Raw genomic sequence first — 24,372 nt, 5'->3', positions numbered from 1 at the left:
GCCCATGCACGACAAGACACTGACCGAGCTCGCCGCCGGCCTGGCCGCCGGCGAGTTCTCCAGCCGCGAGCTCACCCGGAGCCTGCTGGCACGCATCGAGCGCCTCGACGGATCGCTCAACAGCTTTATCACCGTGACGCCTGATGCCGCCCTCGAGGCCGCCGACCGGGCCGATGCCGCCCGCGCCAACGGCGAGGCCGGCCCGCTCACCGGCCTGCCGCTGGCCCTGAAGGACATCTTCTGCACCCGCGGGGTGAAGACCAGCTGCGGCTCGCGGATGCTCGACACCTTCACCGCCCCCTATGACGCTACCGTGGTCGAAAAACTCGCGGCCGCCGGCACCGTCAGCCTCGGCAAGACCAACATGGACGAGTTCGCCATGGGCTCGTCCAACGAGAACAGCTTCTATGGCCCGGTAAAGAACCCCTGGGACCTCGCGGCGGTCCCCGGCGGCTCCTCCGGCGGCAGCGCCGCCGCGGTCGCCGCGGGCCTGGTGCCGGCGGCCATGGGCACCGACACCGGTGGCTCGATCCGCCAGCCCGCCGCCTTCTGCGGCATCACCGGCCTCAAGCCCACCTATGGCCGGGTCTCCCGCTACGGCATGATCGCCTACGCCTCGAGCCTCGACCAGGCGGGGCCCATGGCGCGCTCGGCCGCGGACTGCGCCCACCTGCTCGGTGCCATCGCCGGCCACGACCTGCGCGACTCCACCTCGGTGGCCCGCGGCGTCCCGGACTACACCGAGGACCTCGACGCGCCGCTGTCCGGCCTCACGATCGGCCTGCCCCGGGAATACTTCGGCGACGGCCTGTCCCCCGAGGTGGAGGGCGCGGTGCGCGAGGCGGTCAAGGTCTACGAGTCGCTGGGCGCCACGGTCCGCGAGGTGAGCCTGCCGCACACCCACTACGCGATTCCGGCCTACTACGTGATCGCCCCGGCCGAGGCCTCCTCCAACCTGTCGCGCTATGACGGCGTGCGCTTCGGCCATCGCTGCGAGGCGCCCGAGGACCTGATCGACCTCTACAAGCGCTCCCGCGCCGAGGGCTTCGGCGAGGAAGTCAAGCGACGCATCCTGATCGGCACCCACACCCTCTCCGAGGGCTTCTTCGATGCCTACTACAAGCAGGCACAAAAGGTCCGCCGGCTGATCCGCCAGGACTTCCTCGACGCCTTCGACGAGGTCGACGTGCTGATGGGCCCGGCCTCGCCGACCCCGGCCTTCGACCTGGGCGCCAACAAGGACCCGGTATCGATGTACCTGCAGGACATCTACACCATCGCCGTGAACCTGGCCGGCATCCCCGGCATCAGCGTGCCGGCCGGCTTCGCGAACGGCCGCCCGGTGGGCCTGCAGATCCTCGGCACCCACTTCGCCGAGGCCCGGCTGCTCAACGTCGCCCACCAGTTCCAGCAGGCCACCGACTGGCACCTGCGCCGTCCCGCCCTCGCCGAGGAGACCGCCTGATGCAATGGGAAACCGTGATCGGCCTGGAAGTCCACGTCCAGCTCGCCACCCGTTCCAAGATCTTCTCCGGCGCCTCCACGGCCTTCGGCGCCGAGCCCAACACCCAGGCCTGCGCCGTGGACCTGGGGCTGCCCGGGGTGCTGCCGGTGCTCAACGAGGCCGCGGTGGCCATGGCCGTGCAGTTCGGCCTGGGCATCCACGCCCAGATCCCCGAGGTCTCGGTGTTCGACCGCAAGAACTACTTCTACCCGGACCTGCCCAAGGGCTACCAGACCAGTCAGATGTACCAGCCCATCGTCGGGCCCGGCGAGGTGGAAATCACCCTGGAGGACGGCAGCACCAAGCGCATCCGCGTGCACCACGCCCACCTGGAGGAGGACGCCGGCAAGTCGCTCCACGAGGACTTCCACGGCATGACCGGCATCGACCTCAACCGCGCCGGCACGCCGCTGCTGGAGATCGTCTCCGAGCCGGACATGCGCAGCGCCAAGGAGGCGGCGGCCTACCTCAAGGCGATCCATTCGATTGTCACTTATCTGGGGATTTCCGACGGCAATATGGCCGAGGGCTCGATGCGCTGCGACGTCAACGTCTCGGTGCGCCCCGCCGGCCAGGACACCTTCGGCACCCGCGCCGAGATCAAGAACGTCAACTCCTTCCGCTTCGTCGAGCGCGCCATCGCCTTCGAGGTCGAGCGCCAGATCGAGCTGATCGAGGATGGCGGCGAGGTGGTCCAGGAGACCCGCCTCTATGACCCCGAGGCCGACGAGACCCGCAGCATGCGGACCAAGGAGGAGGCCAACGACTACCGCTACTTCCCTTGTCCCGACCTGCTGCCGGTGGTGCTCGACCAGGCCTACGTCGATCACCTGCGCGACAACCTGCCGGAGCTGCCCGCCGAGAAGCGCGCCCGCTTCGAGGGCCAGCTGGGGCTCTCCGCCTACGACGCCGGCGTGCTCTCGGCGAACCGCGCCATGGCCGAGTACTTCGAGGGGGTCAAGGACGTCTGCGGCGATGCCAAGCTGGCCGCCAACTGGGTCCAGGGCGAGCTCTCCGGCGCCCTCAACCGGGAGGGCCTGGCCATCGACGACAGCCCCGTCTCGGCCACCCAACTGGGCGAGCTGGTCGCCCGGGTGAAGGACGAAACCATCAACGGCAAGGCCGCCAAGCAGGTCTTCCAGGCCCTGTGGCATCACGAAGGCGACTCCGCCGACGCCATCATCGAGGCCAAGGGCCTCAAGCAGGTCACCGACAGCGGCGCCATCGAGGCGATGATCGACCAGGTCATTGCCGACAGCCCCGCCCAGGTGGCCCAGTATCGCGATGCCGAACCCGACAAGCGCGGCAAGATGATCGGCTACTTCGTCGGCCAGGTGATGAAGGCCTCGCGGGGCACCGCCAACCCCCAGCAGGTCAACAAGCTACTCAAGGAAAAGCTCGACGCCCTGTGCTGAGCACCGGGAGCGGGCCTTGCCGGCCCGCCCCGTGGATTTCAGAGGACGACCCATGGCAGACGATGTCGGCGCGCGCCTGCGCGCCCTGCGTAACCTGAGGGGTATCTCCCAGCGCGAGCTGGCCAAGCGCTGCGGGGTGACCCACTCCAGCCTGTCGCTGATCGAGCAGGGCAAGGTCTCCCCGTCCGTCAGCTCGCTGAAGAAGATCCTCGATGCCATCCCCATGAGCGTCGGGGACTTCTTCACCATGGACCTGGAGAGCCGCGACCAGGTGTTCTACTCGGCCGATGAGCTGGCCGACGTGGGGACCGGTGACGTCATCTACAAGCTGGTCGGCGGCAACCGCGGCGACCGCGCCCTGAACTTCATGATCGAGACCTATCCCGCCGGCGCCGACACCGGCCGCGAGATGATCGCCCACCAGGGCGAGGAAGCCGGCGTGGTGCTGGAGGGCGAGATCGAGATCACCATCGGCGCCGAGACCCGGGTGCTCGGTGCCGGCGAGGCTTACTACTTCGACACCAACGTGCCCCACCGCTTCCGCAACGTCGGCAACGTCTCCTGCCGGCTGGTCAGCTGCGCCACCCCCGCCCGCAGCTTCTGAGCCATCCCTCCGAAGGGGGGCGGCTTCTCGAAACACCGCGTCATGCCCGGCGTCGTCGCCGGGCGACACTTTGTCAACGCTTCGTATTTGCACCAAGATGATGGCCACGGCACCAGGACAATTGCATCAGACCGGATGCAACTCCGATCATCCGAGCCCCGAGGAGACTGCCATGATCACGCGACTGATCCCCCTCGCCCTGGCTTCGAGCCTGTTGGCCCTGCCGGCCTTCGCCCAGGAGGGCGACACCGATGCGACGGAGCCCACCGTCGAGGCAAGCCAGGCCGTCGAGGCCGAAGCCGAAGCCGACATCGTGGCGGACACCGAGACCGACACCGGCGAGGACTCGATCGTCGTGGAGGAAAGCGAGGCCTCCACGACCCTGGAAGGCCTCCAGGAGGACGAGACCATGCCGGACGCTGCCCAGCCCGGGCTCGGCACCGCCTACGACGCGGTCACCACCGGCGGCGTCGGCGCCGATGGCCAGACCGTCAGCGCCGATGCCAGTGAAGGTCGCAGCCTCGAGACCGGCACGACCGCCGGCGAGCGCGGCGCCGCGGCCAGCGCGACGGGCGCCGGCAATGCCGGCGGCGGCGCCGGTGGTGCCGGTGGTAGTGCCGGTGGCGGCGCTGGCGGTGCCGGTGGCGGACGCCCCTGAGCCTCCCCTCTCGAAGGCCGGCGCTCGCCGGCCTTCCTGCGTCCGCCCCTTTGACAGCGCCCTCACCCGATGCAACTATATGGAAACTTTTTCCATTAAATGGAGTGACTCATGCCGATCGTCAACATCCAGCTGATCGAGGGGCGCAGCGACGCCCAGAAGGAAGCCCTGATCGAGAAGGTGACCGCCGCCTGCGTGGAGGCCGTGGACTGCACCCCGGAGAGCGTGCGGGTCGTGCTGGCCGACATTGCTCCCCAGGACTTCGGCGTCGCCGGTACCTCGGTCAGGAAGCGCCGCGAGACGACCAGCTGATCCCTCACCCCGCCCCCTCGCCGGGGCCTGCCGCGTCCCGGCTCCCTCATCGCCCGGCCCAGCGTCCCCTGGCGGGCCCCTCGCCCCGCCGCCCGGCCGGGCGCGCCGTCATCACACCCGCATCGCTACTTTTCCCCTAGGGAATTTGAGTCGCTGTGCCGGCCGCCGCCATCCAGACTGAGCAGGAGAGGCATCGCAACGACCCAGCGGGATCCCGCCGGGGCCGCGCCACTCCGGTGGTCCCCATGCAGATGAGGGAAAGCACCATGACAGCGCCCACCTATCGCACCCTGGACGGCGACCAGGCCACCCTGCCGGCCGAGGCCGTCGACGACTTCGCCGCCCGCCTGAGGGGGCACCTGATCCTCCCGACCGACGCGGATTACGCGCCGCTGCGACGCGTCTGGAACGGCATGGTCGACCGCCAACCGGCATTGATCGCCGGCTGCCAGGGCAATCAGGACATCGTGCAGGCCATCGACTTCGCCCGCTCCCGGCGCATGTGCCTGAGCGTGCGGGGCGGCGGCCACCATATCGCCGGCAACGCCATCGCCGAGGGCGGCCTGGTGATCGACCTCTCGGCCATGCGCTCGGTGCACGTGGATCCCCGGCAAGCCGCCGCCCGGGTGGCGCCGGGCGCCCTGCTCGGCGACGTCGATGCCGAGACCCAGGCCTTCGGCCTGGCCACCCCCCTGGGCATCAACTCCACCACCGGCGTGGCCGGCCTCACCCTGGGCGGCGGCTTCGGCTGGCTGACCCGCAAGTTCGGCATGACCGCCGACAACCTGCTCTCGGCCGATGTGATCACCGCCGACGGCCAGCGACACCGCGTCTCGGCCGAGCAGGAACCCGAGCTGTTCTGGGCCCTGCGCGGCGGCGGCGGCAACTTCGGGGTGGTGACCTCCTTCGAGTTCCGCCTTCACCCGGTGGGCCCGGAGATCCATGCCGGGCTGGTGGTCTACCCCTTTGAGCAGGCCCGCCAGGTGTTGCAGGCCTGGCGCGACTTCACCCGCCAGGCGCCGGAGGAGCTCAGCGTCTGGGCGATCCTGCGCGACGCCCCGCCCCTGCCCTTCCTTCCCGAGGCCGTTCATGGGCAGCGCGTGGTGGTCTTCGCCCTGTTGCATTGCGGCGATCCGGCCAGCGCCGAGCGCGACGTGGCCCCGGTGCTGGCGTTCGGCGACCCGGTCGGTCAGATGCTAGGCACCCAGCCGTATGCCGGCTTCCAGGCGGCCTTCGACCCCCTGCTCGCCCCGGGGGCCCGCAACTACTGGAAATCCCATGACTTCGCCGACCTCGCCGACGAGGCCCTGGAGCAGGCCATCACGGCGGCCGAGGCACTGCCGGGTCCGGAGTGCGAGATCTTCCTGGCCCAGCTGGGGGGCGCCATGTCGCGGGTCGAGCCGACCGCCACCGCCTATGCCGGCCGCGACGCCTACTACGTGATGAACGTGCATGCCCGCTGGCAGGAGCCCGCCGAGGATGACCGCTGCCGCGACTGGGCACGCGACGTCTTCCATGCGCTCGCCCCCTTCGCCACGGGCGGCGGCTATGTCAACTTCCTGACCGAGGACGAGGGCGATCGCGTCGCCAGCGCCTATGGCGTCAACTACGAACGCCTGCAGGCGGTGAAACGCCGCCATGATCCGGACAACCTGTTCCGGGTGAACCTCAACATCCCGCCCGCCGCCGCCGAGGACGCCGCCTGACGCGTCCACGAACGACGCCCGGCGCCCCTCGTGGGGGCGCCGGGCGTCAGGCCGGGGGACCGCATGGCGTGGCCCCGCGCGTGGCGAGGCTCAGGGCGCCAGCGTCATCCACACGCTCTTGAGGTCGGAGTACTCCTCCAGGGAGTGATGCGACTTGTCGCGGCCGTTGCCCGACTGCTTGACCCCGCCGAAGGGCACCGTCTGGTCCATGTCCGCCCAGTTGTTGACGAACACCTGGCCCGAGCGCAGCCGGCGCGTGACGCGCATGATGCGGTCGATGTCCTGGCTCCACAGCCCCGCCGCCAGGCCGTAGTCGCTGTCGTTGGCGAGCCGGATCGCCTCCTCCTCGCGATCGAAGCCGAACACCGACAGCACCGGGCCGAAGATCTCCTCGCGGCCGATGGCCATGGCCTCGGTGACGCCGTCGAACACCGTGGGTGGGATAAAGAGCCCCGGCCCGTCCAGGGCCTGCCCGCCGGCGCGCAGGGTCGCGCCCTCCTCCACGCCGCGGCGGATATAGTCCAGGATTCGGGCATGCTGGGTTTCATCCACGATCGCGCCCATAAAGCTCGCCGGGTCCAGCGGGTCGCCGGGCTGCATGGCCTCGGCGGCGGCCAGCACCTTCTCCACGAAAGGCTCGCGGATCGTGTTCTCGACCAGCAGCCGCGAGCCGGCGATGCACACCTCGCCCTGGTTGTGGAAGATCGCCGCGGCGGCGTGCTCGGCCACCCGGTCCAGGTCCCGGCAGTCGGCGAAGACGATATTCGGGCTCTTGCCGCCGCACTCCAGGAAGACCTTCTTGAGGTTCGACTGGCCGGCGTACTGCATCAGCTGCTTGCCGACCGCGGTGGAGCCGGTGAAGGCCAGGCAGTCGACGCCCATCGACAGCGCCAGCGCCTTGCCCACGCTGTGGCCGAAGCCCGGCAGCACCTGGAAGACCCCGCGCGGCAGGCCGGCCTCGCGGGCCAGGCTCGCCAGGCGCAGCGCCGAGAGCGGCGACTTCTCCGAGGGCTTCAGGATGACGCTGTTGCCGGCGGCCAGCGCCGGGGCGATCTTCCAGGCGGTCATCATCAGCGGGAAGTTCCACGGCACGATGGAGGCCACCACCCCCAGCGGCTCGCGCAGCACCAGGCCCAGGGCGTCATCGCCGGTGGGCGCGACCTCGCCGTAGAGCTTGTCGATGGACTCGGCGTGATGGCGAAGACAGCCGATGGCGCCGGCCATGTCGCCCAGCGAACTCGACACCGGCTTGCCCATGTCCAGGGTATCGAGCAGCGCCAGCTCGTACCGGTGCGCTTCCATCAAGTCGGCCAGGCGCAGCAGCACGGCCTTGCGGCTTCCCGGGGCCAGGTGCGACCAGGCGCCGCCGTCGAAGGCGCGCCGCGCGGCCGCCACCGCGGCCTCGGCATCGGCGGCGTCGCAGCTCGCCACCTCGGCGAGCACCTCGCCGGTGGCCGGGTTGATCGTGGTCAGGGTCGCGCCGCCCTGGGCGTCGACGAAGGCGTCGTCGATGTAGGCGCGGGTCTCGAGGGTCAGCGAGGCGGCCAGCGCCTGCCAGTCGTCGCGGGTCGTCGGATGGCGTGCGAGGCTCATGCGCGAATCTCCTCGGGTTGGGGAGCGGGGGACGCAGCCGGCGGGCGTTGCTCGGCCAGGCGGCGCGCGGTCTCGTCCAGGGCCTGGCGCGCCAGGCGCACCAGTTCGTCGATCTCGTCGCGGGTGATCACCAGCGGTGGGGCGATGATCATGGTATCGCCCACCGAGCGCATCACCAATCCGACGGAGAAGCAGATGTCCCGGCACAGGTTGCCGGCCGACAGGGCCTTGTCGAAGCGCTCACCGGTGGCCTTGTCGGCGACCAGTTCCAGCGCGCCCATCAGGCCCAGCGAGCGCGCCTCGCCGACGATGGGATGCTCGGCCAGCTCGGCCCAGCGGCGGGCCAGGTAGGGCCCCAGGTCGTCGCGGACTCGCTCGACGATGCCCTCGGCCTCGAGCAGCTCCAGGTTCCTGAGCGCCACGGCCGCACAGGTCGGATGCCCCGAGTAGGTGAAGCCGTGGAAGAACTCGCCGCCCTCCTCGATCAGCGTCTCGGCCACCCGGTCGCCGACCAGCACGCCGCCGATGGGCAGGTAGCCCGAGGACAAGCCCTTGGCGATCGGCATCAGGTCCGGTTCGAGGCCGTAATGCTGGCTGCCGAACCACTCGCCGAGGCGGCCGAAGCCACAGATCACCTCGTCGGCCACCAGCAGGATGTCGTACTTGGCCAGCACCGCCTTGACCGCCGGCCAGTAGCTCGCCGGCGGCATGATGGCGCCGCCGGCGCCCTGCACGGGTTCGGCGATGAAGGCGGCGACGTTCTCTTCGCCCAGTTCCAGGATCCTCTCCTCCAGGGCCGCGGCACACTCGCGCCCGAAGGCCTCCGGCGACCGGTCGCGGCCCTCGCCGAGCCGCCCTTCACCGAACCAGTAGGGCTGGCGCACATGGGTGATGCCCGGCACGCAGGGGCCGCCCTGGTCGTGCATGGGCGCCATGCCGCCCAGGCTCATGCCGGCCACGGTGGAGCCGTGGTAGCCGTTCTCGCGGCCGATGATCCACTGCTTCTCGGGCTTGCCCTCGAGGGACCAGTAGCGGCGCACCATGCGCAGCACGGTGTCGTTGGCCTCGGACCCGGAGCCGGTGAAGAACACATGGTTGATGTGCGCCGGCGCCAGGTCGCAGAGCTTCTCGGCCAGGCGGGCCACGGGCGGGTGGGTCGTCTTGAAGAAGGTGTTGTAGTAGGGCAGCTCGGCGAGCTGGGTGCTGGCCGCCTCGACCAGCTCGTGGCGCCCGTAGCCGAGGTTCACGCACCACAGCCCGGCCATGCCGTCGAGGATGCGGTGGCCGTCACTGTCATGGATATAGACGCCACGGGCATGGGTGATGACGCGACTGCCCTCCTCGCCCAGTGCCTTGAAGTCGGTGAAGGGGTGCAGGTGATGGGCCCGGTCCAGGGCCTGGCACTCTTGGGTCTGCATGATGGGTCTCCGTTGTCATGGGCCCTCAGGCCGGCAGGGACGAGGGGCTGGCCTGATGCTGGGCGCAGGCCTGGGCGAAGGCGGTGAACAGGGCGTCGTACAGCGGATGCTCCCGGGGGCGCCACTCGGGGTGCCACTGCACCGCCAGGGTGAAGGCCGGCGCATCGGTGACCGAGAGGGCCTCGATCAGGCCGTCGGGCGCCACTGCCTCGGCGGTGAGGCCCTCGCCGAGCCGCTCGATGCCCTGCTGGTGCAGGGAGTTCACCCGGGCCTGACGCTCGGGGTAGAGCCCCGCCAGCCGCCCGCCCCGCAGGATCTCCAGGTCATGGCTGGGCGCGTACTGGGCCTCCCGGTTGCCGGCCGGCTCCCGGTGGTCGAGCTTGCCCGGCTGGTTCTGCACCGCCTGGTAGAGGCTGCCGCCGAAGGCCACATTGAGTTCCTGGAAGCCCCGGCAGATGCCCAGCAGCGGCACCCCCAGGTCCAGGGCCACCGGCACCCAGGCCATGGCCGCGGCATCGCGGTCCCGGTCGTCCCGGGTGTTCTCGGGGGCGCGCTCGGCCCCGTAGCGCTGTGGCGCCACATTGGTGTAGCTGCCGGTCAGCACCAGGCCGTCCAGGCGGGCCAGCAGGGGCTTGATGGCCGCCTCCTCGACAGGCTCCCAGACCGGCAGCACCACCGGTTCGAGGCCATACTCCCGCAGGGCGCTCAGGTACTTGTCGGTGACCATATGGGCGGGATGGCCCTCCACCTCTCGGCGGCAGGCGATCACCCCCACCAGGGGTCGGGTCTGCATGGCAGCCTCCTCGATAAAGCGTGACAGCGTGGTTGTTATGCTTTGCTCAACATAGCGCGGTTGATTAATCTTGCCAACCCGGACAGCGTCATCAACGGGCCATTCGACTTCATATAGCTGTTTTTAAAAGATCTTTTAAAAAGAATGCCCGACAGTCACCGCCAAAGCCCTCGCCAATAACGTAAAGTATTTGACAACAAGCACCGCTTTCACCAAAGATGACCACAACGCCAATGTCCCAAGGAAACAGGTGTCATCATGCCGCCCCTCCCCGTCGACGAAGCTCGTGACTTCCTGGAACGTCACCCCGAAATTGCCAGCATCGACCTGCTGATCAGCGACCTCAACGGCGTGCTGCGCGGCAAGCGCATCCCCCGCGAGAACCTGGAGAAGGCCTACCGCGACGGCGTCAACCTGCCGGCCTCGGTGTTCGCCCTGGACATCCTCGGCAACACCGTCGAGGAGACCGGGCTGGGACTGTCGAGCGGCGACGGCGACCGGGTCTGCCGCCCCGTGCCGGGCACGCTGATGCCGAGCCCCTGGCTGCGCAATGGCCGCCAGGCCCAGCTGTTGATGACCATGCACGATGTCGACGAGACCCCCTACTTCGCCGACCCGCGCCAGGTGCTGTCCCGGGTCCTCGAGCGCTTCCGCCTGGCGGGCCTGACGCCGGTGGTCGCCGTGGAGATGGAGTTCTACCTGGTCGACCGCCAGCGTGACGCCCTGGGCATGATCCAGCCGCCCTGCTCGCCGGCCAGTGGCGAGCGCGCCAGTCACAGCCAGCTCTACTCGATCAGCGAGCTCGACGAGTACGCCGATTTCCTCGAGGACATCCATGCGGCGGCGCGCACCCAGGGCCTGCCGCTGGACACCGCCCTCAAGGAGTGCGCCCCCGGCCAGTTCGAGATCAACCTGATCCACTGCGACGATGCGCTGGCGGCCTGCGACAGCGCCGTGCTGCTCAAGCGGCTGATCAAGGGCGTGGCGCTCCAGCACGGCTTCGAGGCCACCTTCATGGCCAAGCCCTACGGCGACGAGGCCGGCAACGGCACCCATGTGCATATCAGCCTGCTCGACGAGGCGAGTCGCAATGTCTTCGCGGCCGAGGACGGCGCCCCCCTGGGCACGCCCCGGCTCCAGCAGGCCGTGGCCGGGCTGCTGGAGCTGATGCCGGCCTCCATGGCGCTGTTCGCGCCCAACCTCAATTCGTTCCGCCGCTTCCAGCCGGGACTCTACGTGCCCATGGCTCCGACCTGGGGCTACGACAACCGCTCGGTGGCGGTGCGCATCCCCTCGGGGCCCAATGAGGCCCGGCGCATCGAGCACCGGGTCGCCGGCGCCGACGCCAACCCCTACCTGCTGATGGCGGCGCTGCTGGCGGCCATCGACCACGGCCTGCAGCGCCGCCCCACGCCGCCCCCCGCGATCACCGGCAATGCCTACGACCAGGTGGCGCCCAGCCTGACCAACAGCTGGCGCCAGTCACTTGACCTGCTGGAAGACAGTGAGGCCCTCTGCGAGGCCCTCGGCCGGGACTTCATCGGCGTCTTCCTGGCCAACCGCCGCGCCGAGCGCGACCAGGCCATGCAGGCGGTCAGCAAGCTGGAATACGACTGGTACCTGCGCCACGTCTGAGCCGCCGACGACGCCGGGTCGGCCGGCATCCCACCCGCGTCCCCGATGCCCCGGCCCGCCTCGCCGGCGGTGGTGCGGGCCGCCCCGTGCCGGCCCGGTCACCCCGTTCATCCATCCGCCACCAAGGGAGCCACGAAATGACAACCACAATCCCCCTTGCCCCGGCTCTTGCCGCCCGACCCACGACAGTGCACAACGGAGGTCGCCCATGAGCCAGTCCACCCATCCCTTCGCCCCCTCCCTGCCGGCCCGACGCGGCACGGGCCGCACCCTGCTGCTGGTGCTGGCCGTGCTGGGCTCGGTCGTCGGGCTGACGCTGGCCCATCGCCCGGGCACGGACTACGGCTGGATCAGCCTGGTGCCGTCGCTGATCGTGCTGGTGGTGGCCATCGCCACCCACCGCACCCTCGAGGCCCTGGCGGTCGGGGTGCTCGCCGGGCTGATCCTGCTCCAGCCCGACGACTTCGTCGGTGAACTCGCCGATATCTCGCTGTCGGTGATGATGAACGAGACCATCGCCTGGCTGATCCTGGTCTGCGGCCTGATGGGCGGCTTCATCGCCATGCTCGAGAAGTCGGGCTGCACCCTGAGCTTCAGCCACTTCATGACGCGGATGGTGAAGACCCGCCGCCAGTCGCTGCTCAGCACCGCCGCGCTGGGCGTGCTGATCTTCATCGACGACTACCTCAATGCCCTGGCCACCTCGGCGGCCATGAAGCGACTCACCGACCGCTTCGGCGTCTCCCGGGAGAAGCTGGCCTACATCGTCGACTCCACCGCGGCGCCGATCTGCATCCTGGTGCCCCTGTCCACCTGGGCGGTGTACTTCGCCGAACTGCTGGAGACCAACGCGGCCACCGACGGCCCCGGCATGTGGCTATACATCCAGTCGATCCCCTTCATGCTCTACGGCTGGGTGGCCATGGGCCTGGTGCTGCTGGTCGCCATCGGCAAGCTGCCCGACCTGGGGCCGATGAAGGCCGCCGAAGCCCGCGCCCGCGCCGGCCAGCCGATCCCCGACGGCGCCCCGGACCAGCCCCTCGGCGACGACGACGCCCCGGCCATGCGCCCCTGGCTCGGCGTGGTCAACTTCCTGGCCCCCATGGCCGTGCTGATCGGCGCCAGCGCCTGGTTCGAGATCGACCTGCTCAAGGGCGTGATCGTCGCCACCCTGTTCACCCTGGTGCTCTACCTGATCCAGCGCCTGGCCACCTTCAACACCCTGATGGACGCCATCATGGACGGCTTTCGCACCATGATGCTGCCACTGGCCATCGTCGCCGTGGGCTTCGTGCTGCGCGAGGTCAACGACCAGCTGGGCATGACCGCCTTCATGATCGACGCCCTCTCGCCCTACCTGACGGTGGCCCTGCTGCCGGCCCTGGTATTCGTCTCCATGGCCGTGGTGGTGTTCGCCACCGGCTCGTCCTGGGGCGTGTTCGTGATCTCGATTCCCATCGTGGTGCCCATGGCCCAGCACATGGGCGCGCCGATGCCGCTGGTGGTGGGGGCGCTGCTCTCCGCGTCGAGCTTCGGCAGCCACGCCTGCTTCTTCTCCGATTCCTCGGTGCTCTCCTCCCAAGGCAGCGGCTGCCTGCCGATGCAGCACGGCCTGACCCAGTTCCCCTATGCGCTGCTCGGGGCCCTGCTGACCGCCAGCGGCTTCGTGGTGCTGGGCTATGCGATGACCTGACCCACCCTCTGCTCTCTCTCGCCCCCCGCTTCGCGGCGCCCTCGGGCGCCGTTTTTTTCGACCGGCTTCCCCTACCCCTGCAGCAGTGACTCGATGCTCTCTACCGTGCCGCAACCGTCCGGTGAATACCCCGGCAACGCCGCCACCGCGTCCTGGAAGGCCCGGCCGGCGAGGACCTCGCGCAGCGCCGACAGCTTCGACTCGGCCAGGGTGCGGCGATGACAGACCAGCAGGTAGTCCTCCAGCGCCAGCGGCACGAAATCGAGGCCGAAACGCCGCGCCGCCGCCTCCACCCCGAAGCCCACGTCCGCCATGCCGGCGGCGACATAGGCCGCCACCGCCGAGTGGGTGTATTCCTCGAGCTCGTAGCCGGGAATCTGCCGCGACGCCACGCCCGCCTCGGCCAGCAGGCCGTCCAGTAGCGCCCGGGTACCCGAAGCCGCCTGGCGATTGATAAAGCGGGTCTCACCCATGGCCAGATCGGCGAGCCCCTCGATGCCTCGCGGATTGCCCGACGCCACCATCAGGCCCTGGCAGCGGCTGATGAAGCGCAGGACGCGATGACTCCTGGGCTTGAGCAGGTCGCGATAGTCGCGGCTCACCCTGGCACCGAGCGCCCCCCGGGGCAGGTGGAAACCGGCCAGGTCACAGGCGCCACGCCGGAGCGCGGCCAGCGCCTCCCGGGGGCTGCAGTACTGCAGGTCGAGGCGCAGGTCGTGGAGATACTCCGGCAGCAGCTCGACGGCATAGCCATGGCTGGCATGCAGGCGCAGCACCGGCTTCACCCCTTCCAGGGTCTGCTGGATGGCCAGGTTGAGCTCCGAGCCCAGGCTCTCGAGCTGGGGCCCCAGGCGGGCGATCACCCGCTGTTCGGCCCACAGCAGCTTCTCGCCCAGGGCCGACAGCCGGGCCCCCCGCCCCCGCTCGAGCTCGACCAGCACGATACCGAAGAACTCCCCCCACTTGTTGAGCAGGTTCCAGGCATGGCGGTAGGAGATACCGACCGTCTCGGCGGCCCGGGTGAGCTTGCCGTGCCGATGCACCGCCTCGAGCAGGGCAAACAGCTTGGGATCGAGTTGATTGCCGGTCTCGTCGCTGAAGTACCAGGCGGGGGTGATCCGGATTCGCCTCATGTGAACAAAGCTTCATATTTTGCAATGGAGACACCAATGCTAGCTTTGTCGCGACCGTGGTGCATGCCAAATTCTTAAATATGTACTGTCATGCATATCTAAACGACAAGAGCCAGGTGGCCCCGATGAGCGATTCCCGTGAGTGGACGCCGCAGTCGATCCAGGCCGAGATCGACGCCCTCAAGCACAAACCCGGCGCGCTGCTGCCGATCCTCCATGCCCTCCAGGACCGCTTCGGCTTCGTCCCCGAGGGGGCGGTCCCCCTCATCGCCGAATCGCTGGGCCAGACCCGCGCCGAAGTGCATGGAGTGATCAGCTTCTACCACCACTTCCGCACCACGCCCCCCGGCACCCACGTGGTCCAGATCTGCCGCGCCGAGGCCTGCCAGGCGGTAGGCGCCCGGCGGCTCGAGGCCCACGCCAGGGCCCGCCTGGGCGTCGACTACCACCAGACCACGCCCGATCGGGAGATCACCCTCGAGGCGGTCTACTGCCTGGGCAACTGCGCCTGCGGCCCCTCGCTGCGCGTCGACGACCGGGTGCTGGGCCGTGTCACCGCCGACCGCTTCGACGCCCTGGTCGACGAGCTGCGCACCCAGTTGCTGGAGGTAGTCTGATGTCTGTACGCGTCTTCGTGCCCCGTGACACCACGTCGCTGTCCCTCGACGCCGACGCCGTCGCCGACCGCCTCCAGCGCGAGGCCAGCGTCCGTGGCCTCGCCCTCACCCTGGTGCGCAACGGCTCCCGGGGACTGGCCTGGCTCGAACCCCTGGTGGAGGTCGAGACCGCCACCGGCCGGGTCGCCTACGGCCCGGTGGCGCCCGGCGACGTGCCGGCGCTGCTCGACACCGGCCTGCTCGAGGGCCGCGACACCCACCCGCTGGCCCTGGGACCGACCGAGGCGATTCCCTACCTGGAACGTCAGCAGCGTCTGACCTTCGCCCGCATCGGCGTCACCGACCCGCTGTCGATCGCCGACTACCTGGCCCTCGACGGTTTCCGCGGCCTCGAGACGGCGCTCACCCGCGAGCCCCAGGACATCGTCGAGGAGGTCAAGGCCTCCGGCCTGCGCGGCCGCGGCGGCGCGGCCTTCCCCACCGGCATCAAGTGGCAGACGGTGCTCGATACCCCGGCGGACCAGAAGTACATCGTCTGCAACGCCGACGAGGGCGACTCCGGCACCTTCGCCGATCGCCTGGTGATGGAATGCGATCCCTACATGCTGATCGAGGGCATGGCCATCGCCGGGCTCGCCGTGGGCGCCACCCAGGGCTACATCTACCTGCGCTCGGAATACCCGCTGGCCAAGGAGATCCTCGACGCCGCCATCGCCCGGGCCGAGGCCGCCGGCTACCTGGGCGAGGATATCCGCGACAGCGGCCGCGCCTTCCACCTGGAGGTGCGCCTGGGCGCCGGCGCCTACATCTGTGGCGAGGAGACCTCGCTGCTGGAGAGCCTCGAGGGCAAGCGCGGCCTGGTCCGCTTCAAGCCGCCGCTGCCGGCCATCGAGGGGCTGTTCGGCCGGCCCACCGTGGTCAACAACGTGCTGTCGCTGGCCGCCGTGCCCTTCATCCTCGCCGAGGGCGCGCTGGCCTACGCCGATCACGGCATGGGCCGCTCCCGCGGCACCCTGGCGCTGCAGCTGGCCGGCAACGTCAAGCGCGGCGGCCTGGTGGAGCTGGCCTTCGGCACCACCCTGCGCACGCTGATGGAAGACTTCGGCGGCGGCACCGCCAGCGGTCGTCCGCTGCGCGCCGTCCAGGTCGGCGGACCGCTGTGTGCCTACCTGCCCGAGAGCCAGTGGGACATGCCACTGGACTACGAAACCTTCGCCGAAGTCGGTGCGGGGGTCGGTCACGGCGGCGTGGTGATGTTCGACGACAGCGTGGACATGGCCGCCCAGGCCCGCTTCTCGATGGAATTCTGCAAGGTCGAATCCTGCGGCAAGTGCACCCCCTGCCGCATCGGCTCGACCCGCGGCGTGGAGGTGATCGAGCGAGTCCTCGCCGGCGACAACCGCGACGCCAACCTCGAGCTCCTCGGCGAGCTCTGCGACACCATGGAAGACGGTTCGCTGTGCGCCATGGGTGGCATGACGCCCTTCCCGGTGCGCAGCGCCCTGACCCACTTCCCCGACGACTTTCGGCGAGCGCCGGAAGGAGACCGCTCATGATTCAGCATTTCGACCCCCGCCAGCACGACAGGGATCTCGGCACGCCGGCGCCCGCCGCCGACGCGGCCCCGGTGCGCCTCGAGGTCGACGGCGTGGCGATCAGCGTGCCCGAGGGCACCTCGGTGCTGCGCGCCGCGGCGCTCGCCGATATCAACATTCCCAAGCTGTGCGCCACCGACAGCCTGGAGGCCTTCGGCTCCTGCCGGCTGTGCGCCGTCCAGGTGGAGGGCAAGCGCGGCACCCCGGCGGCCTGCACCACCCCGGTCGCCGAGGGCATGAGGGTCACCACCCAGAACGACCGCCTGGCCCGGCTGCGCCGCAACATCATGGAGCTCTACATCTCCGACCACCCGCTGGACTGCCTGACCTGCCCGGCCAACGGCGACTGCGAGCTGCAGGACATGGCCGGTGCCGTGGGCCTGCGCGAGGTGCGCTACGGCTTCGAGGGCGAGAACCACCTGGCCGCCGAGCAGGATCACTCCAACCCCTACTTCAGCTTCGACCCCAGCAAGTGCATCGTCTGCTCGCGCTGCGTGCGGGCCTGCGAGGAGGTCCAGGGGACCTTCGCGCTGACCATCGACGGCCGCGGCTTCGACTCGAAGGTCGCCGCGGGGCAGGCCGAGGCGTTCATGGACTCCGAGTGCGTGTCCTGCGGCGCCTGCGTCCAGGCCTGCCCGACCTCGACGCTGATGGAGAAGAGCGTCATCGACGCCGGCCAGCCCGAGCACAGCGTGATCACCACCTGTGCCTACTGCGGCGTGGGCTGCTCCTTCGAGGCGCAGATGAAGGGCGACCAGCTGGTACGCATGGTCCCCTACAAGGGCGGCGACGCGAACCACGGCCACTCCTGCGTCAAGGGTCGCTTCGCCTTCGGCTATGCCACCCACCCGGACCGCATCACCACGCCGATGGTCCGCGCGTCCCTCGACCAGCCCTGGCGCCAGGTCGGCTGGGAGGAGGCCATCGCCTTCGCCGCCGAGCGCCTCCAGGCGATCCAGGCCGAGCACGGCCGCGAGAGCATCGGTGGCATCACCTCCTCGCGCTGCACCAACGAGGAGACCTACCTGGTGCAGAAGCTGATCCGCGCGGCCTTCGGCAACAACAACACCGACACCTGCGCACGGGTCTGCCACTCGCCCACCGGCTACGGGCTCAAGACCACCCTGGGCGAGTCCGCCGGCACCCAGACCTTCGACTCGGTGATGGAGGCCGACGCCATCATCGTCATCGGCGCCAACCCCACCGACGCCCACCCGGTGTTCGGTTCGCTGATGCGCAAGCGGCTGCGCCAGGGCGCCTCGCTGATCGTCGCCGACCCGCGGCGCATCGACCTGCTCAAGACGCCCCACCTCGAGGACGCCCAGCACCTGCCGCTGCGCCCGGGCACCAACGTGGCACTGGTCAACGCCCTGGCCCATGTGGTGGTCGCGGAAGGCCTGGAGGACCACGACTTCATCGCCGAGCGCTGCGACACCGAGGCGTATCGTGCCTGGCGCGAGTTCATCCGTGACGAGCGCCACGCCCCCGAGGCCAGCGAGGCGATCACCGGCGTGCCCGCCGAGGCCGTGCGCCGCGCCGCGCGCACCTACGCCACCGCCGGCAACGGTGCCATCTACTACGGCCTGGGCGTCACCGAGCACAGCCAGGGCTCGACCATGGTGATGGGCATCGCCAACCTGGCACTCGCCACCGGCAACATCGGCCGCGAGGGCGTGGGCGTGAACCCGCTGCGCGGCCAGAACAACGTGCAGGGCTCCTGCGACATGGGCTCCTTCCCCCATGAATTGCCGGGCTACCAGCATGTCGCCGATGCCGAGGCCCGCGGGCGGTTCGAGGCGGCCTGGGGCGTCGAGCTCGACGACGAGCCGGGGCTGCGCATCCCCAACATGTTCGACGCCGCCATCGAGGGCAGCTTCAAGGCGCTCTACGTCCAGGGCGAGGACATCGCCCAGTCCGACCCCGACACCCAGCACGTGGAGGCGGCGCTGTCCTCGCTGGAGTGCCTGATCGTCCAGGACATCTTCCTCAACGAGACCGCCAAGTACGCCCATGTGCTGCTGCCGGGCTCGAGCTTCCTGGAGAAGGATGGCACCTTCACCAACGCCGAGCGGCGCATCAACCGCGTCCGCAAGGTGATGCCGCCGCTGGCCGGCAAGGCCGACTGGGAGGTCACCCTCGAGCTGGCCCGGGCCCTGGGTTACCCCATGGACTACGCCCACCCGTCCGAGATCATGGACGAGATCGCCCGGCTCACCCCGACCTTCGCCGGGGTCAGCTACGCCCGGCTCGAGACGCAGGGCAGCCTGCAGTGGCCCTGCAACGCCGAGCATCCGCTGGGCACCCCGACCATGCACGAGGTTGACTTCCCGATCGGCAAGGCCCGCTTCGCGATCACCGAGTACGTGGCCACCGAGGAGCGCGCCAGCCGCCGCTTCCCGCTGCTGCTGACCACCGGGCGGATCCTCTCCCAGTACAATGTCGGCGCCCAGACCCGGCGCACCGACAACCAGGTGTGGCACGACGAGGACGTGCTCGAGCTGCATCCGTCCGACGCCGAGGTGCGCGGCATCCGCGACGGCGACTGGCTGGGCATCACCAGCCGCGCCGGCCAGACGGTGCTGCGGGCACGGCTCAGCGAGCGCATGCAACCCGGGGTGGTCTACACCACCTTCCACCACCCGGGCAGCGGCGCCAACGTGATCACCACCGACAGCTCCGACTGGGCCACCAACTGTCCCGAGTACAAGGTCACCGCGGTCCAGGTGGAGAAGGTCAGCCGGCCCTCCGCCTGGCAGCGCCGCTTCGACGACTTCGACCGGGTGCAGCGCGAGTACCTGGACACGGCCCGGGATACCACGGCGCCCCACCCGGAAGCGACGCCATGACCGCGAACGCGGAGGCAAGGGGGCGTGTGGCCGGCGAGCCAGGAGCGGACGCGGCCTCCGCGGTGGCGCGCCACCCCGTGGAGGTCCACCGTGGCCCCACGGGCTGGTACGCCGAGGCGCTCGAGGATGCCCTGGCCCGGGAGGTGCCGGTGGCGCTGGTCTACAACGGCATCTCCCACGCGGTGATGATGGCCACGCCCGAGGACCTCGAGGACTTCGCCCTGGGCTTCAGCCTCTCCGAGGGGCTCCTGGCGCACCCTCACGAGTGCTATGACCTGACGGTCCGCGAGGAAACGCGGGGACTGGCCGTGCACCTGACGATCGCCAGCCAGCGACTGGCGGAACTCAAGGCCCGCCGGCGCAACCTGGCCGGGCGCACCGGCTGCGGCCTGTGCGGCACCGAGGCGCTGGAGCAGGCGATCCGGCCCATTCCGGTGGTGCAGGCGCCGGCACTGGCCGACGCGGCCATCCAGCGTGCCCTGGCCGGACTGGCCGATCACCAGGCACTGCAGGCGGCCACCGGTGCCACGCACGGCGCGGCCTGGTGCGACGGGCTCGGGCGCATCCGGCTGGTCCGCGAGGACGTGGGCCGCCACAACGCCCTGGACAAGCTGATCGGCGCCCTGTCGCGGCAGGGAGGCCCCGACGCCGACGGCTTCGCCCTGGTCTCGAGCCGCGCCAGCTACGAGATGGTCCACAAGAGCGCCAGCGCCGGCATCGGCGCCCTGGTGGCCGTCTCGGCGGCCACCGCCCTGGCGGTGGAGCAGGCCCGGGCGGCCGACCTGCTGCTGGTCGGCTTCGCCCGCCCCGGCCGCCACCTGGTCTATCATCGCCCCGCCGCCGCACCTCCGGCGGCCCGGGCCCATGGCTGAGGAGTCGAGGATGTCACGAGATCACGTCACCACCCTGGTACAGATGGTCAACCAGATCGCCATCAACCTGGGCGCCGGTCGCGAAGCGACACAGGCCGCCCAGGCGGTCTGCACCCACCTGGAAACCTTCTGGGCCCGTCCCATGAAGCAGCGCCTGATCGCCTGCCTGGGCGAGGCCGACCACGGCCTGTCCCCCCTGGCCCGGGAGGCCGTGGCGCGACTGGCCGACCGCCAGTCCGCCAAGGCCGGCTGATACCAGGCACACCGATGCACGCAGAAGGGCCGACCCGCCGGGGTCGGCCCTTCTCGTTGTCGAGGACGCGTCGTTGGCTCGACGGGCCTAGGCCTGGGGCTCCCGCCACTGCGGCTCACCGTTGACCACCCGGACCCGCTCGCCCTCGGGGCGCCGATCCAGCTGGGTGGTGTGTTGCTGGCCGTCGTAGTGCCAGCTGACCTCGTAGCCCACCGTTTCCTGGTGGGAATCGGTCACCGTCTGGCACTGGCGCTGGGTGGTGGCGACCGTCTGGCCGGACTCGATGCGCTTCTGCACCTCGCGACCGGCCAGGCCGCCGCCGACGGCCCCCGCCACGGTGGCGATCTTCTTGCCGCTGCCACCGCCGACCTGGTTGCCCAGCAGGCCGCCGACGATGGCGCCGGCGGCGGTGCCGACCACGCTATGCGGGTCGCGGGTCGGCGCCTGCTGCTGGACCACCACGTCCTCGCAGACTTCCCGCGGCGTCTCCACGGTGCGGGTCAGGGGCTCCACGCCGGTGATATCGGCGAACTGCGGCTGACGGCTTTCCTGGATCTGCCAGGCACCGAAGGCCATGCCCCCCAGCCCCAGCACGGCCAGGGTGCTCCCCACCACGATCGACTTGCTCATCTGTTGTCACCTCCTCCAATGGCTCGACCTCGGCTCCGCGAGAGGCGTGATGCTGGCGAGCGACGAGAGCGGGACGACGCCTCCTGCGCCGCCCGTGTAACGACAGCATAATGCCTCGACGCGCCGGCGATGGCATGCTGATCGATGTTCCATAATTGCTGACCGGGCGTCGGCGGAAAGCGACAGTCCTGCTCGCCCCGCGATGTCGCGCCTCTGGCGACATCGAGGCACGCCACCTGTCGCCAAGGCGCATGCCGGGGTCGCCGTCGAGCAGCCCAGGGCGACGAGGTGCATTACGTTGACAGAGGAGCCACACTTTCCGGGCGGGTGAGCGAAGGAGAACGACCATGGCGACACTCCCCAAGCAGGCGGATGCGGTGATCATCGGCCAGGGCGGCATCGTCGGAGCTTCCGTGGCCCACCATCTGATCGAGCTGGGCTGGGACAACCTGGTGGGGCTCGACAAGTCCGCCATCCCCTCGGACATCGGCTCCACGGCTCACGCCTCGGACTTCTGCTACATGACCGCCCACGACAAGATGTCGTGCTACACCACCACCTACAGCCAGCGGTTCTACGAGAACCTGGGCCACTATGCGCGGATCGGCGGCCTGGAGGTGGCCCGGGTCGGCGACGACGCGCGCATGGCGGAACTCGCCCGCAAGGTCGACTCGGGCAAGGCCTTCGGCACCCGGGCGCGCCTGATCGGCCCGGACGAGGCCGCCGAACGCTTCCCTCTGCTGGACAAGACGCTCATCCAGGGGGCCCTCTGGGACCCGGACGCCGGCCTGGTGGTGCCGCGCTCCCAGCAGGTCGCCGGCGAGCTGATCGAACGGGCGAAGGCCTCCGGCAGGCTCACCACCTTCACCGACACCCCGGCGCTGGACATCGACGTCCGCGACGGCCGGGTCTGCGGGGTCGAGACCCCCAAGGGCTACATCGCCACCTCGGTGGTCATCGTCACCTCCGGCATCTGGGGCCCGATTCCGGCGGCGCTGGGTGGCGCCGCCCTGCCGCTGATGCCCGTCGAGCACCCACTGCTGTTCTTCGGCCCCTTCGACACCTTCGCCGGCACCGGCAAGGAGATCGGCTACCCGCTGCTGCGCGATCAGGGCACCTCGGCCTACCTGCGCGACACGGGCGACCCCGTCACCACCGAGGGCGGGCAGATCGAGTGGGGCTACTACGAGACCACCAGCCCCAGGCTGGTCCGCCCCCACGAGATCCTGGAGCGCCACCAGGCGCGGCTCTCGCCCTCCATGCGCGACCTGGAGCTCGACCAGGTCGTGACCGCCTTCGAGCGGGCGATCGAGCTCACCCCCGTGCTCGGCGACCTGGGCTGGGACGAGAAGCACTCCTTCAACGGCCTGCTCTCGGTCACCGTCGATGGCGGGGCGCTGGTCGGCGAGTCCCCCGAGACCCGCGGCCTGTGGCTCTGCGAGGCGGTGTGGGTCAAGGACGGCCCGGGAATGGGCAAGGTACTGGCCGACTGGCTGACCACCGGGCGACCGGCGCTCGACCCCCACGGCATCGACATCGCCCGCTTCTACCCGGTGCAGACGACGCCGGACTATGTCTATGGCCGCTGCGAGGAGATCGCCCGCAAGATCTACGACCCGGCGGTGCATCCCCGCGAGCCCTTCGCATCCGGCCGCAACCTGCGCCGCGGCCCCTTCTGGCCTCGCGAGGTGGAACTCGGCGGGCACTTCATGGAGACGGCGGGCTGGGAGCGCGCCCACGGCTATGCCGCCAACGACCACCTGCTGGAGCGCTATGGCGATCGGGTGCCGGAGCGCCCGGCCGAGTGGGACGCGCGCCACTTCTGGCGGGTCTCCAACGCCGAACACCTGGCGATGAGCGACGACGTGGGCATGATCAACCTGTCCCACTTCGCCATCTACGACCTGATCGGGCCCGATGCCGAGGCCCTGCTGGAGTACCTGTCGGTGGCCCGGGTGGGCGGGGCGACGCCCGCCGGCAAGGGCGTCTACACCCATTTCCTCGACGAGGCCGGCGGCGTGCACTCCGACCTGACCATCGTGCGCCTGGCCGCCGACGCCTTCCGGGTGATCTGCGGCGGCGACACCGGTCCCCGCGATCGGGTGTGGATCACCCGCCTGGCCGAGGCCCGCGACCTGACCCGCTGGCGCCTGGAGGATCGCACCGACGGTCTGGCCACCCTGGGGGTCTGGGGGCCTAATGCGCGCCGCACCCTGCAACGGGTGGCCGATGACCCCGGCGCGCTCGACGAGGAGGCCTTCCCCTTCGCCACGGCCCGGGAGATCCGGCTGCGCGGCCTGCCGGTGTGGGCCTTCCGCATCTCCTACGTGGGCGAGCAGGGCTGGGAGCTCTACGTGCCGTTCAGCTACGGCCTGGCCCTGTGGGACCTGCTGTTCGCGCAGGGCGTCACCCCGGTGGGGATCGAGACCTACGCCAACAGCCGGCGCCTGGAGAAGAGCCTGCGGCTGCAGAACGCCGACCTGCTGACCGAGTACAACCTCTATGAGGCCGGACTCGCCCGGCCCAAGGTCAAGCCCGAGGACTTCCACGGCAAGGCGGCCTACCTGGAGCAGCGCGGCCGCGAGCGCCAGCCGGCCTACCTCTGCACCCTGACCCTGGAGGACCATCACGACGCCAGGGGTGTACCCCGCTATCCGGTGGGCCATGCGCCGCTCCTCGACCCCGGGAGCGGCGAGGTGCTGGTGGATGCCCTGGGCCGGCGGTCCTACGTGACCAGCTTCGCCTTCGGCCCTTCGCTGGGCAAGACCATCGCCCTGGGCTACCTGCCGGCGGAGGTCGCCCGGGAAGGCGACACCCTGCTGATGGAGTACTTCGGCGAACGCTACCCGCTGCACATCGAGGCGGTGGGCTACCAGCCGCTGTACGATCCCGAGAACCGGCGACCCAAGAGCTGAAAGGCCTTTCGGAGATCATCTTGACGTCAGGCGAGATGAGCGTCGGGGACAAGCCGGCGCGAGGGTCTTTTGACCAGGGACGGCAAAAGTAGCGCCCATGGATGGGTCTACAGCGCCCTCGCGATGGTCCGGCACTCCGGGGCTTGGCGCCGAAACAGCTCATCTTTTTATCCAGGGTGA

General features: G+C 70.0%; 19 protein-coding genes. 14 read left to right on the top strand and 5 right to left on the bottom strand.

All coding sequences use genetic code 11. The features are described from left to right. The first annotated feature begins 4 nt into the window (after positions 1-4). The 6 genes from gatA (at position 5) to OCT48_RS05680 (ending at position 6,199) form a co-directional block, all read left to right on the top strand. Positions 5-1,465 carry an Asp-tRNA(Asn)/Glu-tRNA(Gln) amidotransferase subunit GatA gene (gene gatA / locus OCT48_RS05705; protein ID WP_263591750.1) on the top strand — a complete coding sequence of 487 codons (1,461 nt, stop codon included), beginning with the start codon at positions 5-7 and terminating at the stop codon, positions 1,463-1,465. After that, complete coding sequence (gene gatB / locus OCT48_RS05700) at positions 1,465-2,919, top strand: Asp-tRNA(Asn)/Glu-tRNA(Gln) amidotransferase subunit GatB (protein WP_263591749.1); 1,455 nt, start codon at positions 1,465-1,467, stop codon at positions 2,917-2,919. Before gatA ends, gatB begins: the two co-directional genes overlap by 1 nt. A gap of 52 nt (positions 2,920-2,971) precedes the next feature. Continuing rightward, complete coding sequence (locus OCT48_RS05695; RefSeq protein WP_263591748.1) at positions 2,972-3,523, top strand: cupin domain-containing protein; 552 nt, start codon at positions 2,972-2,974, stop codon at positions 3,521-3,523. A 172-nt stretch (positions 3,524-3,695) separates the two neighbouring features. Then, positions 3,696-4,181 carry a hypothetical protein gene (locus OCT48_RS05690; RefSeq protein WP_263591747.1) on the top strand — a complete coding sequence of 162 codons (486 nt, stop codon included), beginning with the start codon at positions 3,696-3,698 and terminating at the stop codon, positions 4,179-4,181. Between the two features lie 111 nt (positions 4,182-4,292). Further along, the gene (locus tag OCT48_RS05685) at positions 4,293-4,493 is read left to right on the top strand and encodes a 2-hydroxymuconate tautomerase (protein ID WP_263591746.1); all 201 of its coding nucleotides are present in this window, start codon (positions 4,293-4,295) and stop codon (positions 4,491-4,493) included. Positions 4,494-4,759: 266 nt separating this feature from the next. Continuing rightward, positions 4,760-6,199, top strand: coding sequence for an FAD-binding oxidoreductase (locus tag OCT48_RS05680; RefSeq protein WP_263591745.1), 1,440 nt, complete (start codon positions 4,760-4,762; stop codon positions 6,197-6,199). A gap of 90 nt (positions 6,200-6,289) precedes the next feature. On the opposite strand, the gene OCT48_RS05675 is transcribed toward OCT48_RS05680, so the two are convergent. The 3 genes from OCT48_RS05675 to OCT48_RS05665 are packed head-to-tail and all read right to left on the bottom strand — an operon-like array spanning position 6,290 to position 10,003. Continuing rightward, positions 6,290-7,792, bottom strand: coding sequence for an aldehyde dehydrogenase (locus tag OCT48_RS05675; protein WP_263591744.1), 1,503 nt, complete (start codon positions 7,790-7,792; stop codon positions 6,290-6,292). Continuing rightward, positions 7,789-9,210, bottom strand: a complete 1,422-nt coding sequence (locus OCT48_RS05670) for an aspartate aminotransferase family protein (RefSeq protein WP_263591743.1) — start codon at positions 9,208-9,210, stop codon at positions 7,789-7,791. Before OCT48_RS05670 ends, OCT48_RS05675 begins: the two co-directional genes overlap by 4 nt. Before the next feature lie 25 nt (positions 9,211-9,235). Then, positions 9,236-10,003, bottom strand: a complete 768-nt coding sequence (locus OCT48_RS05665; RefSeq protein ID WP_263591742.1) for a gamma-glutamyl-gamma-aminobutyrate hydrolase family protein — start codon at positions 10,001-10,003, stop codon at positions 9,236-9,238. 258 nt (positions 10,004-10,261) lie between these two features. Here OCT48_RS05665 and OCT48_RS05660 point away from each other — a divergent pair, with 258 nt between their 5' ends. Together OCT48_RS05660 and OCT48_RS05655 are read left to right on the top strand one after the other, a co-directional pair. Then, positions 10,262-11,638: a glutamine synthetase family protein gene (locus tag OCT48_RS05660; RefSeq protein ID WP_263591741.1), complete on the top strand. Its 1,377-nt coding sequence runs from the start codon at positions 10,262-10,264 to the stop codon at positions 11,636-11,638. 208 nt (positions 11,639-11,846) lie between these two features. Continuing rightward, positions 11,847-13,331, top strand: coding sequence for a Na+/H+ antiporter NhaC family protein (locus OCT48_RS05655; RefSeq protein WP_263591740.1), 1,485 nt, complete (start codon positions 11,847-11,849; stop codon positions 13,329-13,331). A 71-nt stretch (positions 13,332-13,402) separates the two neighbouring features. Here OCT48_RS05655 and OCT48_RS05650 read toward each other — a convergent pair whose 3' ends face one another. Next, positions 13,403-14,464, bottom strand: a complete 1,062-nt coding sequence (locus tag OCT48_RS05650) for a helix-turn-helix transcriptional regulator (RefSeq protein WP_263591739.1) — start codon at positions 14,462-14,464, stop codon at positions 13,403-13,405. Positions 14,465-14,589: 125 nt separating this feature from the next. Here OCT48_RS05650 and OCT48_RS05645 point away from each other — a divergent pair, with 125 nt between their 5' ends. Genes OCT48_RS05645 through OCT48_RS05625 form a run of 5 tightly spaced genes read left to right on the top strand, consistent with a single transcriptional unit; the run spans position 14,590 to position 20,647 of the window. Beyond that, a complete protein-coding gene (locus tag OCT48_RS05645; RefSeq protein ID WP_263591738.1) occupies positions 14,590-15,081 on the top strand; it encodes a formate dehydrogenase subunit gamma in 492 nt (163 codons plus the stop codon). Continuing rightward, entirely contained in the window at positions 15,081-16,637 is a 1,557-nt protein-coding gene (locus tag OCT48_RS05640) for a formate dehydrogenase beta subunit (RefSeq protein ID WP_263591737.1), read from the top strand. Before OCT48_RS05645 ends, OCT48_RS05640 begins: the two co-directional genes overlap by 1 nt. Next, entirely contained in the window at positions 16,634-19,522 is a 2,889-nt protein-coding gene (fdhF, locus tag OCT48_RS05635) for a formate dehydrogenase subunit alpha (RefSeq protein WP_263591736.1), read from the top strand. Before OCT48_RS05640 ends, fdhF begins: the two co-directional genes overlap by 4 nt. Continuing rightward, positions 19,519-20,394 (top strand): formate dehydrogenase accessory sulfurtransferase FdhD, encoded by an 876-nt coding sequence (gene fdhD, locus OCT48_RS05630; RefSeq protein ID WP_263591735.1) that lies wholly within the window; start codon positions 19,519-19,521, stop codon positions 20,392-20,394. Before fdhF ends, fdhD begins: the two co-directional genes overlap by 4 nt. A 10-nt stretch (positions 20,395-20,404) precedes the next feature. Then, positions 20,405-20,647, top strand: coding sequence for a formate dehydrogenase subunit delta (locus OCT48_RS05625; RefSeq protein ID WP_263591734.1), 243 nt, complete (start codon positions 20,405-20,407; stop codon positions 20,645-20,647). 87 nt (positions 20,648-20,734) lie between these two features. On the opposite strand, the gene OCT48_RS05620 is transcribed toward OCT48_RS05625, so the two are convergent. Then, on the bottom strand, positions 20,735-21,277 hold the full coding sequence (locus OCT48_RS05620) for a glycine zipper 2TM domain-containing protein (RefSeq protein ID WP_263591733.1): 543 nt from the start codon (positions 21,275-21,277) through the stop codon (positions 20,735-20,737). Between the two features lie 347 nt (positions 21,278-21,624). On the opposite strand from OCT48_RS05620, the gene OCT48_RS05615 reads away from it, so the two are divergent. Further along, positions 21,625-24,192 carry a GcvT family protein gene (locus OCT48_RS05615; protein ID WP_263591732.1) on the top strand — a complete coding sequence of 856 codons (2,568 nt, stop codon included), beginning with the start codon at positions 21,625-21,627 and terminating at the stop codon, positions 24,190-24,192. The last annotated feature ends 180 nt before the right edge of the window (positions 24,193-24,372 follow it).

The sequence above is a fragment of the Halomonas sp. M4R1S46 genome (assembly GCF_025725685.1).
Taxonomy (GTDB): domain Bacteria; phylum Pseudomonadota; class Gammaproteobacteria; order Pseudomonadales; family Halomonadaceae; genus Halomonas.
The sequence above is the reverse complement of the archived record's forward strand: the minus strand, read 5'-3'. Positions and strand labels throughout refer to the sequence as shown.

Excerpts from the sequence above, each read along its gene's own strand:
- OCT48_RS05695 (WP_263591748.1), top strand. The coding sequence starts at position 2,972 with ATGGCAGACGATGTCGGCGCGCGCCTGCGCGCCCTGCGTAACCTGAGG.
- OCT48_RS05690 (WP_263591747.1), top strand. The coding sequence starts at position 3,696 with ATGATCACGCGACTGATCCCCCTCGCCCTGGCTTCGAGCCTGTTGGCC.
- gatB (WP_263591749.1), top strand. The coding sequence starts at position 1,465 with ATGCAATGGGAAACCGTGATCGGCCTGGAAGTCCACGTCCAGCTCGCC.
- OCT48_RS05665 (WP_263591742.1), bottom strand. The coding sequence starts at position 10,003 with ATGCAGACCCGACCCCTGGTGGGGGTGATCGCCTGCCGCCGAGAGGTG.
- OCT48_RS05615 (WP_263591732.1), top strand. The coding sequence starts at position 21,625 with ATGGCGACACTCCCCAAGCAGGCGGATGCGGTGATCATCGGCCAGGGC.
- OCT48_RS05675 (WP_263591744.1), bottom strand. The coding sequence starts at position 7,792 with ATGAGCCTCGCACGCCATCCGACGACCCGCGACGACTGGCAGGCGCTG.
- OCT48_RS05670 (WP_263591743.1), bottom strand. The coding sequence starts at position 9,210 with ATGCAGACCCAAGAGTGCCAGGCCCTGGACCGGGCCCATCACCTGCAC.
- OCT48_RS05645 (WP_263591738.1), top strand. The coding sequence starts at position 14,590 with ATGAGCGATTCCCGTGAGTGGACGCCGCAGTCGATCCAGGCCGAGATC.
- OCT48_RS05680 (WP_263591745.1), top strand. The coding sequence starts at position 4,760 with ATGACAGCGCCCACCTATCGCACCCTGGACGGCGACCAGGCCACCCTG.
- OCT48_RS05640 (WP_263591737.1), top strand. The coding sequence starts at position 15,081 with ATGTCTGTACGCGTCTTCGTGCCCCGTGACACCACGTCGCTGTCCCTC.
- OCT48_RS05660 (WP_263591741.1), top strand. The coding sequence starts at position 10,262 with ATGCCGCCCCTCCCCGTCGACGAAGCTCGTGACTTCCTGGAACGTCAC.
- fdhD (WP_263591735.1), top strand. The coding sequence starts at position 19,519 with ATGACCGCGAACGCGGAGGCAAGGGGGCGTGTGGCCGGCGAGCCAGGA.
- OCT48_RS05650 (WP_263591739.1), bottom strand. The coding sequence starts at position 14,464 with ATGAGGCGAATCCGGATCACCCCCGCCTGGTACTTCAGCGACGAGACC.
- OCT48_RS05685 (WP_263591746.1), top strand. The coding sequence starts at position 4,293 with ATGCCGATCGTCAACATCCAGCTGATCGAGGGGCGCAGCGACGCCCAG.
- OCT48_RS05625 (WP_263591734.1), top strand. The coding sequence starts at position 20,405 with ATGTCACGAGATCACGTCACCACCCTGGTACAGATGGTCAACCAGATC.
- OCT48_RS05655 (WP_263591740.1), top strand. The coding sequence starts at position 11,847 with ATGAGCCAGTCCACCCATCCCTTCGCCCCCTCCCTGCCGGCCCGACGC.
- gatA (WP_263591750.1), top strand. The coding sequence starts at position 5 with ATGCACGACAAGACACTGACCGAGCTCGCCGCCGGCCTGGCCGCCGGC.
- OCT48_RS05620 (WP_263591733.1), bottom strand. The coding sequence starts at position 21,277 with ATGAGCAAGTCGATCGTGGTGGGGAGCACCCTGGCCGTGCTGGGGCTG.
- fdhF (WP_263591736.1), top strand. The coding sequence starts at position 16,634 with ATGATTCAGCATTTCGACCCCCGCCAGCACGACAGGGATCTCGGCACG.